Below are 13,628 nucleotides of genomic sequence, written 5' to 3' on the forward strand. Positions count from 1 at the left end.
CCCCCGCCGCCCCACCGGCCACCGAACCCGCGGGCCGGGGGCATCGAAGCTCTCAGACCGGCTGGAGACGGCGGCCGCGGCCGCCTGTGAGGACGGCCTGTTCGGCCGGCGTGGCCGAGCGTCGCCATTCCGGGGCCAACGCGGCGTACGTGGTGACATCGTGCCAGCAGCCCTGGGTGTGGAACAGCTCGCGCAGTGTCGCCTCGGGGCGCAGGCCTGCGGCGAGCATGACGTCCCGCATGCGTGTGTGGTCGGCACGGTGCCCGGCCCAGATCCGGTGCAGGCCGAGCGGACCGAAGCCGTAGGCCATCAGCAGGCGTCCGGCCTCGTGACCGTGGCCGCGCACGGGTGCGTCGGGCAGCAGGACGAGTCCGGTGAGCATCGCGTTGCTGCCGTAGTCCTCGACCAGCAGCCCCATGGTGCCGACCATGGTGTCGTCGTCCGGTGCGCAGATGGCGAGGGTGTGTCTGCGACGCGGGTGGCTGTAGGGCTGGGCGAGGCAGTGTGCGAAGGCGTCCTGTGCCTGGCGGACGTCCATGCGGTCGATGCCGAGGTAGCGGGTCAGAACGCGGTGGGTGTGGATCCGTTGGAAGGGTGCGAGGTCGGTGGCCCGCAGCTCGCGCAACCACAGGTGATCGCCGTGCAGTTCGGGGAGGTGTGTCATGGCGCGGTTCCGAGGAGAGTGGCCTGGTCGGCGGCGATGAGGGCTTCGAGATCCACGTAGTAGCGCCCTGAGGGCACCGGAGCTCCCTGCAGGATGCGCCGGGCGGTGTCGGCGACCAGGGCCGCGCCGAGCATGATGCCGCTCGCCAGCTGCGGCCAGCTGGAGAGGGTGCGGCCGATCCGGCTGATGGCGTCGGTCATGGCCGGGCTGAGCCGGTCCACGTCCACGATCCGCAGCAGGAGGTCGAGCGACGCGGCGGCGTCGAGCGCGCGGACGTCCTCTGCGGTGGTTTCGCCGGCCCGGCTGTGGAAGAGGGGCCGGGTCGGCTCCTCGTCGAAACGTTCCACGTCCAGCAGGCCCCGGTCGTTGGCGTCCATGAGGACCGGGATACGCCGGGCACGGGCGTGCTCACGGGCGGCGACCTTGGCCCACAGGGTGTCGCATTCCTCGATCAGCAGGTCGAGGCCGGAGCCGGGGCCGGTGCCGAAGAAGCCGTCGATGGTCTCCTCCGTCACGCCCTCACGGTGGATCTCGATGTCGAGATACGGGTCGATCTCGTACATCTGGCGTGCGCACAGGACCGTCTTCTCCACGCCCAGGTCGTGGACACCGGCGCGCAACCGATTCAGGTTGGACAGGCCCACGCGGTCGAAGTCCGCCAGGCGGAACGATCCGCCTACGCCTTCCATGGCGCAGGTGAGTGCCGCGCCGTTGCCCACGGACAGACCGACCACGCCGATCCGGCGGCCGAGCAGGGCCTGCTGTTCCCCACGGGTGATCTTGCCTCGGTTGCGATCGGTGCGGACCAGACGGAACTGCTCGTCCGGCAGGAGGTGCACCAGCCGTCCCGACCACGGGTACCAGACCCAGGTGCCGTAACGCCGGCGTGGCACCCCTGCGCACATCTCGGTGGCCGCGGCCGCCCGGGCCCGGTCGTCCAGCGACTCCCCCGGCCGCAGGCAACGCACCAACTCCTCCAACTGGTCGTCGATGCGGTCATGGACCTCCCGTACGGCACCCGACTCCAGCAGCGCTGCCAGGGTCGCTTCTCCATCGGCCTCCCCGAGGTTCAGAAGGAGGGGCCGGTAGGCCGCTTCCCGCGTGCGCGTCGGCCCTGGGTACGAGCATGGATCGTCGTCGACGGACGTGTCTGAATGGATCACGAAACGGGAAGCTAGCAGTCGAACGATCTTGGAAAGCCCTTGTCACACGGGAGCGCACACTCGAATTGATGCGCGACCCCTTCACCACCGCTCACCACCCTCACCACCACGCTGACCGAGCCCAGGCGAAAGGACCTACACCATCCGGTCCACCGCGTCCTTGGCTTCCTTCAGGCCGGCGCCGGTCATCTCGCGGTACGCCCTGATCGCAGCGACCTGCTTGCCCTCGCGCACCAGCGCCTCGACCCGCTCCCGTTGCGCTCGCTGCCCGTCCGGCTCCTCCAGGCCCAACCGGTCGGCGATCAGGGCGAGCTGACGCTCCATGCGCACCAGTCGCCTGTCCATGCCGGAGAGACGGCTCTGGACGCTCCAGATTCCGGCGAAAAGGCCCAGAACGAGAAGAAGTTCCACGATACCCATGCCGAACGATCCTAGGCGGGCCCGGGAAGCGGTCGGTTCCCGGGGCGGCAGACGACGTTCGGGGCCGGGCCCTTGGCCCCCGATCGCGCCATGACGAGCGGACACGAGGCAGTCCGGCCGCCGGTCCCAGCCTGCTCCCGCGCGGCCACGGACGGCATCCGGCTGTGCCGGCGGGCCGTTCGGCTCTACCGGCCGCCGCCGGCTGCGACTAACGTCGTGTGCGTGACCCGTCCAGTCGGGCATGTGGGAGGTCGCCATGGCAGCCGGGCAACGGAGGAAGACACCGTGGCTCCCGCCGCGCTGGTTCATCCGTCTGGCCTGGTCGGTCCACCGGGGCGTGTACCGGGTCTCCGGAGGCCGGATCGGGCTGTGGCGGCCGCGTGCCAAAGGCTGGGGCACGCTGCGGCTGACCACCACCGGGCGCCGTACGGGCCGGCCGCGCAGCGTCATCATCGGGTATGTCGAGGACGGTCCGAACCTGGTCTCGCTCGCGATGAACGGGTGGGGTGAGGGCGAGCCCTCCTGGTGGCTCAACCTGCAGACGCGCCCGGACGCGACCGTCGAACTGGCCGACGGGCAGCGGCTCGTGCACGCCCACGCCGCAACGGGTGACGAGCGGTCGCGGCTGTGGAGCCGGTGGCGTGAGATCGACAGGAACCTGGACGCCTACGCGGCGCGCCGGCCGTCCGACACGGCGGTGGTGGTCCTGGAGCCCAGAGCCGACGCGCCCGGCCCGCCGCAGGGCAGCTGACCGGCCGGCGCCCCGTCCTCTCCCCGTCCGGTGTCTCCAGGGCGACGGCGCCCACCGCGCCGTGCCCGGTATCGTCTGCCGGGGAGTACGCATTCGACCTCCCGTTCGCCTTGGTAGGGAGTGCCCCCCTCGTCTGGTCGCCCTCGTCCGGATTGGAGCCCGCTTCGGCCGCGGTCACCTCGTCGAGCGGGCCGAAACATCGGCGGCTGGGATCAGTTGCCGGGAAGAGCCGATGAGCTTCGACGTAATCTGCCTGATCGCCGAGTGGGCGCCTGCCGTTGCGGCTTGCCGGGAGTCCCGTGGCACCGACTTCTACTGGGATGCGCCCGAACATCCCAGCGGCCCGGGCCTTCCGTTTGTGGTCGAACGCGACTACCGCGGCTTCGATTTCATCGAAGCCGGCTTCTACTACGAGGTCTTGCGCCGCCAGTTGCCGAGCGGGCTGCGGGACACAGCTGATGCCTTTCTCGGATCCGTCTATCACGACCTCGGACAAGGGTGTCCGGAGCCACCTGATGACCTGGCCGACGACGCTGGCATCGACCTTGCGGAGCACGAAACGTACTACTCGATGCGTCCGGCGACGGTCCGCGCAGTACGTGAGCACGCACGGTCGGTACCGTGGGCGGAGATCGAACGCGCTGCGATGAATGCCACGGTTCCACCACGTGTCACCAGGGACGATGTCCGCGACATCGAGCACTTTCGCAGCATCGTGTGGTTCCACCAGGACTGGTTGGACGAAGCAGCCCGAACCGAACGCGGGCTGATCGTCCTCCTCAGTCAGTGACGGGCACAGACAGCCCACGGCCCACCGGGGCGGCACTTCGTCCACAGATGTCGGCGATTGCTCCAGGTCTTCCCCGTCCACCCGGCCCCGAGGGTTCGGGGGCCTGACCTGGAGGGCACGAACACCCCGGGATGTTCCGGTAGCAGACTTGTGTGCGACGGGGGTTGAGGCATGGTCAGTGCGGAGATCGTGCAGTGGGCGGAGCAGGCCGGGCCTGCCGTGACGGCCGCGGTGAGTGCGTACGGGGCGGCGGTGCTGACCCGTGCGCAGGACGCGGCCGCCGATGCCACGGTCGGGCTCGGACAGCGGGTCCTGCAGATGGTGTGGCGGCGCCGGGACGCGGCGGGCCGGGCCGAGCTGGAACGTGTGGTGGACGAGGCCGCCGACGAGCGGAGCGAGGCGTACACGACGGCCGTGTTGGGCAGGCTGCTCAGGCGCGCCCTGCAGGACGACCCCGGGCTCAGGGAGGAGTTGGCCGCCCTGCTGCCCGCTCCGGCCGCGGGCCCGGTCACCATCACGGCGTCCGGTGAGCGGTCGATCGCCGCGCAGTACATCGGCACCGCGATCACCGGTGACGGTCACACGGCACCCCGGGCGTGAGGGGTGGGTACGGACGAAGCCCTGTCGCGGCCCCGTATCGAGGCGGTCGGGGAGCGGTCGATCGCGGCCGAACGGATCGGTGTCGCCTTCACCGGCGACGTGCTGCCCGCCGAGGCACTGTCCGCACCCGAGAAGGTCACGGCGGCCCCGGGCTTCTCGAACCTGCCTCCTGCCGCCCTCTGTCTGGGCCGTGAGGAGGAACTGGTCCGGCTTCGCCGCATGCTGATCGGCGGGCAGGAATGGGCGACCACCCGGAGCGCGGCCGTGCACGGGCTGGGCGGCATCGGCAAGAGCACCCTCGCGCTGCACTACGCCCACCGGCACCGCGGTGACCACACCCTGATCTGGTGGATCAACGCCGCCTCCCCCGACGGGATCGAGACCTCCCTCGCCGCTCTCACCCGCACGCTCGTGCCCGGCTGGGCCGCCACGGCGGCACGCGCCGAGCAGGCGGCCTGGGCGATGCAGTGGCTGGCCTGGCACCCGGGCTGGCTGCTGGTCTACGACAACGTCGAGGACCCCGACGACCTCTCCCCCTACACCGGCGCCCTGCACCAGGGGCATCACCTGGCGACCAGCCGCCGCGCCACCGGCTGGCCCGACAGCGCCCCCACACTGGCCCTGGGCGCCCTCGACCCCGGCGACGCCACCGCCCTGCTGTGCCGCCTCGCGTTCAAGAGCGCCGCCCCGGCACCACGGCAGCGGGCCGACGCCCGCGCCCTGGCCGACGACCTGGGACACTTCCCCCTGGCGATCAAGCAGGCCGGCGCCTACCTCGCCCAGAACCGCGGCATCAGGCTCGACGCCTACCGCCGACGCCTGGGTGCCAAACTCGCCAAGACCGCCCACGGCATCGACGCCGAACGCACCATCGCCCGCGTCTGGAACGTCACCCTCGCCACCTTGCAGGAGAACGATCCGCTGGCCGTGGAAGTGCTGCACACCGCCGCCTGGCTCGCCCCCGACGGGATCCCCCACGCCCTGCTCACCCCGCCCGGCACGGACCCGGACGACGCCGACGACGTCGTGGAGGCCGTCGGCACCCTGGCGGCCTACAGCATGGTCACCGACACCGGCACCGCCATCGGAATCCACCGGCTGGTCCAAACCGTCCTGCGCACCCCGCACGCCGGCCCCGCCGGCACCACGCCGTCCCCGCACCCGCCAGGACGGGAACGTGCGGAACAGGCCGTCCTGCACCACCTGACCCCGCCCCCGGGCCGGAACAGCCCCACCGACAGCCAGTGGGACACCGTCACCCCCCACCTGGTCGCCCTGGCCGCCACCACCTCGCCGGCTCACGTCAACGCCCTGCTCACCGCCGCCTACAGCACCGCGGCCCACCGTCTCCACCAGCAAGGCCACGCCGCCCGCACCATCCCCCTGTACGAGGCCACCCTCCCCCTGTACGAACAGGTCCTCGGAGACACCCACCCGCAGACCCTGACCAGCCGCAACAACCTGGCCGCCGCCTACCAGTCGGCGGGAGACCTGGAACGGGCCGTCCCCCTGTACGAGAGGGCCCTCACCCTGTACGAACAGGTCCTCGGCGACACCCACCCCGACACCCTCGTCAGCCGCAACAACCTGGCCGCCGCCTACGAGTCGGCGGGAGACCTGGAACGGGCCGTCCCCCTCCTGGAGACCACCCTCACCCAGTTCGAGGAGATCCTCGGCGACACCCACCCGCAGACCCTGACCAGCCGCAACAACCTGGCCGCCGTCTACCAGTCGGCGGGAGACCTGGAACGGGCCGTCCCCCTGTACGAGAGGGCCCTCACCCAGTCCGAACAGGTCCTCGGCGACACCCACCCCGACACCCTCGTCAGCCGCAACAACCTCGCTGCCGCCTACAAGACGGCGGGAGACCTGAAGCGAGCGATCCCTTTGTACGAGAGGGCCCTCACCCAGCGCGAGCAGGTCCTCGGCGACACCCACCCCGACACCCTCGTCAGCCGCAACAACCTCGCCCACGCCTACAAGACGGCGGGAGACCTGGAACGGGCCGTCCCCCTGTACGAGAGGGCCCTCACCCAGTCCGAGCAGGTCCTCGGCGACACCCACCCCGACACCCTCGTCAGCCGCAACAACCTCGCTGCCGCCTACGAGTCGGCGGGAGACCTGGAACGGGCCGTCCCCCTCCTGGAGACCACCCTCACCCAGCGCGAGCAGGTCCTCGGCGACACCCACCCGCACACCGTGATCAGCCGTGACAACCTCGCCCACGCCCGTCGGGCAGCCGACGCGACACGGCAGAGGGGCACCGCAACCTGAATGCCCACAGCCGGCCCCCGGCCGCCGAGGGCCTTTGCCGGCCGGGTCGAACGCCCCGGGGTTGCTCACACGTTCGAACGCCCTCCCGGGCCGCTCTCGGGCCGTGGAAGGGCGCTCGGTGGTGACCGGCGTCGACGGCTGCCGCCAGCCCGGCAGCGGGTCGGAACGTCGGTCGGGGGTGGCCGCGGGTCACGGCCGCCCGTGGTCAGTTGTGGCTGTGCAGGATGTCGTTGAGGCCGCCCCACTCGGCGTTGTTCGGGACCGCCTGGACCTGGCCGGTGACCGAGTTGCGGCGGAAGAGCACGTTGTCGGCCCCGGACAGCTCGCGGGCCTTGACGATCTGGCCGTCGGGCAGGGTGACCTTGGTTCCGGCGGTGAGGTAGAGGCCCGCCTCGACCACGCAGTCGTTGCCCAGCGCGATGCCGACACCCGCCTCCGCACCGACCAGGGAGCGCTCGCCGATGCGGACGCGCTCCTTGCCGCCGCCGGAGAGGGTGCCCATGGTGGACGCGCCGCCGCCGATGTCGGAGCCGTCGCCGACGACGACGCCCTGGGAGATGCGGCCCTCGACCATGGAGGTGCCGAGCGTGCCGGCGTTGAAGTTGACGAAGCCCTCGTGCATCACGGTCGTCCCGGCGGCCAGGTGGGCACCGAGGCGGACCCGGTCGGCGTCGGCGATGCGCACGCCCGCCGGGACGACGTAGTCGGTCATCCGGGGGAACTTGTCCACGCCGAAGACGGACAGGTGCAGGCCGCGGGCGCGGGCCCGCAGGCGCACCGTCTCCAGCGTGTCCGCGGCGACCGGGCCGAGGGAGGTCCACACGACGTTGGCGAGGAAGCCGAAGATGCCGTCCAGGTTCTGCTCGTTGGGCCGCACCAGGCGGTGCGAGAGCAGGTGCAGGCGCAGCCACACGTCGTGGGGGTCGAGCGGCTTGTCGTCCAGCGAGGAGATGACCGTACGGACCGCGACGACCTCCACACCGCGCACCTCGTCGGTGCGGATCGCCCCGGCGGCGCCTTCGCCGAGGAGTTCCACGGCGCGCTCCGGGGTGAGCCGCTCGGTGCCGGCCGGGCCGGGCTGCTCGGCCCGCTCGGGGGCGGGGAACCAGGTGTCGAGGACGGTGCCGTCGGCGGCGATCGTGGCGAGGCCGGCGGCCACGGCGCCGGTGGTGCGGGGAGCAGTCGTGTCGGTCATGGGGGAAACCTAACCGGCCGGGCCCCGCGGGGGCCAAATCCGCGGGGGGCCGTCTCAGGGATCGGCCGCGGGGACCCCCGGCACCACGCCGCCTGCCTCAGACGCCCCGGCGTGCCGGCGGTTCCGCTGGGACGACCCGTCCCAGTGCCTCGCGGGCGTACTCCTCGTCGTAGGCCTCGCCCGTCAGCAGCACCTGCAGGCAGATCCCGTCCATGAGCGCCGTCAGTGCCCGTGCGGTGACCGGGTCGGTGCGGCGGGCCAGCCGGTCCGCGAGCCCCTGTGCCCACTCGGCGGCGACCGGGCGCAGGGCGGGCCGGCGCAGGGCGGCGAGGTAGAGCTCGTACTCCAGCTCGACCTCGGAGCGTTCGCCTGCCAGCCAGGCGCCGAGCAGTGCCGCGAGTTCGCCGGCCAGGTCGGCCTGCGGGTCGAGGAGACCGCCGCGGGCCGCGAGGAGCGCGTCGAAGCCCTGGTTGGCCTGGCGCAGCGCGGCCACCATCAGCTCGTCGAGGCTCGCGAAGTGGTACGTGGTGGAACCCAGCGGTACGTCGGCTTCGGCGGCGACGCTGCGGTGGCTCAGCCCGGCCAGTCCCCTGTCCCGCACGACGCGCAGCGCCGCGTCGATGATCCGCTGTCGCCGGCCGGGGTCGTGACGCCGGGCCATCAGTGGGCACCCCCCACGTTGAGCACCACCACTCCCCCGATGATCAGCAGGATACCGACGGTCTTCGCCGCGCCCAGTCCCTCCCCGAACAGCACGAGGCCGATGAGGGCGATGGCGGCGGTTCCGGCCCCGGACCAGATCGCGTAGGCGGTGCCGATCGACATCGACTTCAGCGTCCGGGCGAGCAGGACGAAGGAGAGGAGGTAACCCACAGCGGTCAGGACCGACGGCCACATCCTGCTGAAGCCGTCGCTGTACTTCATGGCAGTGGTCGCGGCCACCTCGGCGGCGATGGCGCCGGCGAGCGTCAGATATCCCATGTGTACGACCGTACACAACGAAGGTGCGCGGGGCACGGGGCGCGACGTGTGAAGTCGGCGCACGGAGAGCACGAGGCGCACGGAGAGCACGAGGCGTACGCAGAGGCGTGAAGGGCGGGGCGCGCCCGTGGTCGGCGGGAGCGCGACGCGTGCGGGGAAGCGGGTCGACGTCGAACCTTCCCGGGCGGCCGCGGCGCCCGGCGGATCGCTGTACTCCTCCTCCGGCCGGCGGCGAGTTCCCGGACCGGACCCGCGACCACGACCCGCAGGTCGCGCGGATCACGCCGTGGCGACGGCGCCGAGCCTGCTGCGGGGAACGGCGAAGGGCGACACCCCGTCGGGGTGTCGCCCTTCGCCGGACGCCGGTGGCCGTCAGACGTTGAAGCCGAGCGCGCGCAGCTGCTCGCGGCCGTCGTCAGTGATCTTGTCGGGGCCCCACGGCGGCATCCAGACCCAGTTGATGCGCAGCTCGTTGACGAGGCCGTCGGTGGCGGACTTGGCCTGGTCCTCGATGACGTCGGTGAGCGGGCAGGCCGCCGACGTCAGGGTCATGTCCACGGTTGCCACGTTGGAATCGTCGACGTGGATGCCGTAGATCAGTCCGAGGTTGACGACGTCGATGCCGAGTTCGGGGTCGACGACGTCCATCAGCGCCTCGCGGAGCTCCTCCTCCGAGGCCGGCTTCATCTCAGCGGTGTCGGTCATGCCGTCTTCCTCTCGGCGTCGGCTTCCAGAGCCTGGGCCGTCGCGTCCTTCCACGCCATCCAGCTGAGGAGGGCGCACTTGACCCGGGCCGGGTACTTGGAGACACCGGCGAACGCGACCGCGTCCTCCAGGACCTCCTCCATCGCGTCGTCGGGCTCGATCCGGCCCTTGGACTGCATCAGCTCCAGGAAGGTCTCCTGGATCCGCTGCGCCTCGGTGAGGTCCTTGCCGACCAGCAGGTCGTTCAGGACGGAGGCACTGGCCTGGCTGATGGAGCAGCCCTGGCCCTCGTACGAGACGTCCGCGATCCGGGTGCCGTCGTACTTCACACGCAGGGTGATCTCGTCGCCGCACGTCGGGTTCACATGGTGCACCTCGGCGTCGCCGTCCCGCAGACCACGCCCGTGCGGGTTCTTGTAGTGGTCCAGGATGACGTCCTGGTACATCGAGTCCAGCTTCACCTTGTCAGCACGCCCCTCAGCCGAAGAAGTTCCGTACGTGCTCCAGGCCGTCCACCAGAGCGTCGATCTCGGCCGGCGAGGAGTACAGGTAGAACGACGCCCGCGTGGTCGCAGGAATTCCGTACCGCAGGCACACGGGCCGTGCGCAGTGGTGGCCGACGCGGACCGCGACGCCCTGCTCGTCGAGGACCTGTCCCACGTCGTGCGGGTGGATGTCTCCGAGGGTGAAGGAGATCGCCGCGCCCCGGTCCTCGGCCGTGGCCGGGCCGATGATCCTCAGGTCGGGGACCTGGGACAGGCGCTGGACGGCGTAGTCCGTCAGCGCGTGCTCGTGGGCGAGGATCCGGTCCATGCCGATCGTGCGCAGGTAGTCGATGGCCGCGCCGAGCCCGACCGCCTGGGCGATCGGCGGGGTGCCGGCCTCGAACTTGTGCGGAGCGGGCGCGTAGGTGGACGAGTGCATCGACACCGTCTCGATCATCTCGCCGCCGCCGAGGAAGGGAGGAAGGTCCTCCAGCAGTTCCTGGCGGCCCCAGAGCACGCCGATGCCGGTCGGAGCGCACATCTTGTGGCCGGTGAAGGCCACGAAGTCGGCCTGGAGGGCCTGCACGTCCAGCGGCATGTGCGGCGCGGCCTGCGAGGCGTCGATGCAGACCAGCGCGCCGACCTCCTGGGCACGGCGGACTATCGCCTCGACCGGGTTGACGGTACCGAGGATGTTGGAGACCAGCACGAAGGAGACGATCTTCGTCTTCTCGGTGATGATCCGGTCGATGTTCGACAGGTCCAGGCGGCCGTCGTCGGTGAGGCCGAACCACTTCAGCTTCGCGCCCGTGCGCTGCGCGAGCAGCTGCCACGGCACGATGTTGGAGTGGTGCTCCATCTCCGTGATGACGATCTCGGTGTCGCGGTCCACGCGGTAGGGCTCGTCGGCCCAACCGAGCATGTTCGCCACGAGGTTGAGGGACTCGGACGCGTTCTTGGTGAAGATCACCTCGTCGCGGCTGGGCGCGTTGACGAACTCGGCGACCTTGTCGCGCGCGCCCTCGTACAGCGCCGTGGCCTCCTCGGCGAGCACATGCACACCGCGGTGGACGTTGGCGTTGTAGCGCTCGTAGTACTCGCTCACGGCGTCCAGCACCTGGCGAGGCTTCTGCGAGGTCGCCGCGTTGTCCAGGTACACGAGCTTCTTGCCGTCGTGGACGACTCGGTCCAGGACGGGGAAGTCCTTGCGGATCGCCTCGGTGTCGAGGAGGCCAGGCAGCTGTGTCACTCGGATGCGCCACCCTTCGTGTACGCCTCGTAGCCCTCGTTCTCCAGCTTGTCCGCGAGTTCGGCGCCACCGGACTCGACGATCCGGCCGCCGGCGAACACATGGACGTGGTCGGGCTTGATGTAGCGCAGAATGCGCGTGTAGTGCGTGATCAGCAGGGTGCCGACCTCGCCCGTCTCCCGGACGCGGTTCACCCCCTCCGACACGATGCGGAGCGCGTCGACGTCGAGGCCGGAGTCGGTCTCGTCGAGGATCGCGATCTTCGGCTTGAGGAGTTCCAGCTGGAGGATCTCGTGCCGCTTCTTCTCACCGCCGGAGAAGCCCTCGTTGACGTTGCGCTCGGCGAAGGAGGGGTCCATGTTGAGGCGCTCCATGGCCTCCTTGACCTCCTTCACCCAGGTGCGCAGCTTGGGGGCCTCGCCGCGGACGGCGGAGGCGGAGGTGCGCAGGAAGTTGGAGACCGAGACGCCGGGGACCTCGACCGGGTACTGCATCGCCAGGAAGACGCCGGCGCGGGCGCGCTCGTCGACGGACATCTCCAGGACGTCCTCGCCGTCGAGGGTGACGGTGCCACCGGTGACCGTGTACTTCGGGTGGCCGGCGAGCGAGTAGGCGAGGGTCGACTTGCCCGAGCCGTTGGGGCCCATGATGGCGTGCGTCTCGCCCTGCTTCACGGTGAGGTCGACGCCCTTGAGGATCTCCTTCGTGGCGTTGTCGGCCTCGACGGTGACGTGCAGGTCTCGGATTTCAAGCGTTGCCATGGGTGCCTCAGGACTCCTGGGTGAGGGAGACGAGCACGTCGTCCCCTTCGATCTTTACGGGGTATACGGGGACGGGACGCGTCGCCGGAAGACTGTCGGGCTTGCCGGAGCGGAGGTCGAAGCGCGAGCCGTGCAGCCAGCACTCGATGTGGCAGTCGTCGACCTCGCCCTCGGAGAGGGAGACGTTCGCGTGCGAGCAGATGTCGTGGATCGCGAACACCTCGCCCTCGGTCCGCACGACGGACACGGGCGTGCCGTCGAGTTCCACCCGCTTCGGGGTGTCCTCCTCCAGCTCGCTCAGCCCGCAGGCACGTACGAAGGTCATGCGACCGACGCCTCCAGCTCCTCCTCGATCTTGGCCAGCAGTCGCTCCTCGATGTCCGCGACGCCGATCTGCTGGACCAGCTCGGCGAAGAAGCCGCGGACGACGAGGCGGCGGGCCTCGTGCTCCGCGATGCCGCGAGCCATGAGGTAGAACAGCTGCTCGTCGTCGAAGCGGCCGGTGGCGGAGGCGTGACCGGCGCCGACGATCTCGCCGGTCTCGATCTCCAGGTTCGGCACCGAGTCGACGCGGGCGCCGTCGGTGAGAACCAGGTTGCGGTTCATCTCGTAGGTGTCGGTGCCCTCGGCAGCGGCCTCGATGAGCACGTCGCCGATCCACACCGCGTGCGCGTCGTCGCCCTGGAGCGCGCCCTTGTAGACGACGTTCGACTTGCAGTGCGGCACGTTGTGGGTGACCAGCAGGCGGTGCTCCTGGTGCTGTCCGGCGTCGGTGAAGTACAGGCCCAGCATCTCGGCCTCGCCGCCGGGGCCGGCGTAGGTGACACGCGGGTGCAGGCGGACCACGTCGCCGCCGAAGGTGACGACGACCGACTTGAGGGAGGCGTCGCGGCCGATGAGGGCGTTGTGCTGGGCCACGTGCACGGCCTTGTCGTCCCAGTCCTGCACGGAGACGACGGTCAGCCGGGCGCCGTCGCCGAGGACGTAGTCGACGTTGGCGGCGAGGACCGCGTCACCGGTGTGGTCGATGACGACGACGGCCTCGGCGAAGGCGCCGAGCTCGATCACCTGGTGGCCGAAGGCGGTGCCGCCCTCGCCGTGCACCGCGATGCGGATCGGCTCGGTCAGCACGGTCTCCTTCGGCACGGTCACGACCGAGGCCTTCTCGAAGGCGGAGTACGCCTGCGCGGCCACCCGGTCCACCGGCGTGCCCGCGCGGCCCAGCCGCGCGTCGTCGCGGCCGACGGCCTCGACGGTGACGACGTCGGGGGCCTGCACGTCCACCTTGACGCCCTCGCCGGAGGCGACGGCGGTGCCGTCGTGGAGCCCGCGCAGCCGCTCCAGCGGGGTGAACCGCCACTCCTCCTCACGGCCGTGCGGGACGGGGAAGTCCGCGACGTCGAAGGAGGGCGGGGCGCTCATGCGGGTGGCGACGGTGGACTCCCCGGCCACCGCGATGGCGCCGGAGGTCGTCGACCCCACGGGTGGGGGTCCCCCCGCCCGGGCGGATTCGAGGGTGGAGGAGTTCTGGGCCTCAGCCATGGCTGTCGTGGTGCTCGCTTTCCGTTGCGTGTAGGGCCTGACGGGGAG

Annotated in this window: 16 protein-coding genes; 4 read left to right on the forward strand and 12 right to left on the reverse strand. The window is 70.9% G+C overall.

All coding sequences use genetic code 11. The features are described 5' to 3' along the window. Positions 1–52: 52 nt before the first annotated feature. The 3 genes from I3F54_RS05480 to I3F54_RS05490 form a co-directional block, all read right to left on the reverse strand. Positions 53–664 (reverse strand): GNAT family N-acetyltransferase, encoded by a 612-nt coding sequence (locus I3F54_RS05480; RefSeq protein ID WP_240117458.1) that lies wholly within the window; start codon positions 662–664, stop codon positions 53–55. After that, positions 661–1,827, reverse strand: a complete 1,167-nt coding sequence (locus I3F54_RS05485; RefSeq protein WP_240117459.1) for a ThiF family adenylyltransferase — start codon at positions 1,825–1,827, stop codon at positions 661–663. Before I3F54_RS05485 ends, I3F54_RS05480 begins: the two co-directional genes overlap by 4 nt. A gap of 135 nt (positions 1,828–1,962) precedes the next feature. Then, a complete protein-coding gene (locus I3F54_RS05490; RefSeq protein WP_240117460.1) occupies positions 1,963–2,247 on the reverse strand; it encodes a ribosomal protein L7/L12 in 285 nt (94 codons plus the stop codon). Positions 2,248–2,503: 256 nt separating this feature from the next. On the opposite strand from I3F54_RS05490, the gene I3F54_RS05495 reads away from it, so the two are divergent. The 4 genes from I3F54_RS05495 (at position 2,504) to I3F54_RS32335 (ending at position 6,662) form a co-directional block, all read left to right on the forward strand. Continuing rightward, on the forward strand, positions 2,504–2,998 hold the full coding sequence (locus tag I3F54_RS05495) for a nitroreductase/quinone reductase family protein (protein ID WP_240117461.1): 495 nt from the start codon (positions 2,504–2,506) through the stop codon (positions 2,996–2,998). A 232-nt stretch (positions 2,999–3,230) separates the two neighbouring features. Further along, the gene (locus I3F54_RS05500) at positions 3,231–3,788 is read left to right on the forward strand and encodes a hypothetical protein (protein WP_240117462.1); all 558 of its coding nucleotides are present in this window, start codon (positions 3,231–3,233) and stop codon (positions 3,786–3,788) included. 171 nt (positions 3,789–3,959) lie between these two features. After that, positions 3,960–4,388 carry a hypothetical protein gene (locus I3F54_RS05505; protein WP_240117463.1) on the forward strand — a complete coding sequence of 143 codons (429 nt, stop codon included), beginning with the start codon at positions 3,960–3,962 and terminating at the stop codon, positions 4,386–4,388. Positions 4,389–4,391: 3 nt separating this feature from the next. Then, positions 4,392–6,662 carry a tetratricopeptide repeat protein gene (locus I3F54_RS32335; protein WP_240117464.1) on the forward strand — a complete coding sequence of 757 codons (2,271 nt, stop codon included), beginning with the start codon at positions 4,392–4,394 and terminating at the stop codon, positions 6,660–6,662. Positions 6,663–6,867: 205 nt separating this feature from the next. On the opposite strand, the gene dapD is transcribed toward I3F54_RS32335, so the two are convergent. From dapD to sufD, 9 genes are all read right to left on the reverse strand, one after another. Next, on the reverse strand, positions 6,868–7,857 hold the full coding sequence (gene dapD / locus I3F54_RS05515) for a 2,3,4,5-tetrahydropyridine-2,6-dicarboxylate N-succinyltransferase (RefSeq protein ID WP_240117465.1): 990 nt from the start codon (positions 7,855–7,857) through the stop codon (positions 6,868–6,870). 97 nt (positions 7,858–7,954) lie between these two features. Continuing rightward, positions 7,955–8,518 carry a TetR/AcrR family transcriptional regulator gene (locus I3F54_RS05520; protein WP_240117466.1) on the reverse strand — a complete coding sequence of 188 codons (564 nt, stop codon included), beginning with the start codon at positions 8,516–8,518 and terminating at the stop codon, positions 7,955–7,957. After that, positions 8,518–8,838, reverse strand: coding sequence for a multidrug efflux SMR transporter (locus I3F54_RS05525; protein ID WP_240117467.1), 321 nt, complete (start codon positions 8,836–8,838; stop codon positions 8,518–8,520). Before I3F54_RS05525 ends, I3F54_RS05520 begins: the two co-directional genes overlap by 1 nt. A 372-nt stretch (positions 8,839–9,210) precedes the next feature. Further along, positions 9,211–9,543 (reverse strand): metal-sulfur cluster assembly factor, encoded by a 333-nt coding sequence (locus tag I3F54_RS05530; protein ID WP_069781552.1) that lies wholly within the window; start codon positions 9,541–9,543, stop codon positions 9,211–9,213. Next, positions 9,540–10,004 (reverse strand): Fe-S cluster assembly sulfur transfer protein SufU, encoded by a 465-nt coding sequence (sufU, locus tag I3F54_RS05535; protein ID WP_240117468.1) that lies wholly within the window; start codon positions 10,002–10,004, stop codon positions 9,540–9,542. Before sufU ends, I3F54_RS05530 begins: the two co-directional genes overlap by 4 nt. Before the next feature lie 16 nt (positions 10,005–10,020). After that, complete coding sequence (locus tag I3F54_RS05540) at positions 10,021–11,277, reverse strand: cysteine desulfurase (RefSeq protein ID WP_240117469.1); 1,257 nt, start codon at positions 11,275–11,277, stop codon at positions 10,021–10,023. Further along, positions 11,274–12,038, reverse strand: coding sequence for a Fe-S cluster assembly ATPase SufC (sufC, locus tag I3F54_RS05545; RefSeq protein WP_240117470.1), 765 nt, complete (start codon positions 12,036–12,038; stop codon positions 11,274–11,276). The genes I3F54_RS05540 and sufC overlap by 4 nt, the downstream gene beginning before the upstream one ends. Before the next feature lie 7 nt (positions 12,039–12,045). Further along, the gene (locus I3F54_RS05550; protein ID WP_240117471.1) at positions 12,046–12,363 is read right to left on the reverse strand and encodes a non-heme iron oxygenase ferredoxin subunit; all 318 of its coding nucleotides are present in this window, start codon (positions 12,361–12,363) and stop codon (positions 12,046–12,048) included. Continuing rightward, positions 12,360–13,580 (reverse strand): Fe-S cluster assembly protein SufD, encoded by a 1,221-nt coding sequence (gene sufD, locus I3F54_RS05555; RefSeq protein WP_240117472.1) that lies wholly within the window; start codon positions 13,578–13,580, stop codon positions 12,360–12,362. The genes I3F54_RS05550 and sufD overlap by 4 nt, the downstream gene beginning before the upstream one ends. Positions 13,581–13,628: the final 48 nt, after the last annotated feature.

It is taken from the genome of Streptomyces sp. MUM 2J (assembly GCF_022414535.1).
In the GTDB taxonomy this organism is placed as follows: Bacteria; Actinomycetota; Actinomycetes; order Streptomycetales; family Streptomycetaceae; genus Streptomyces.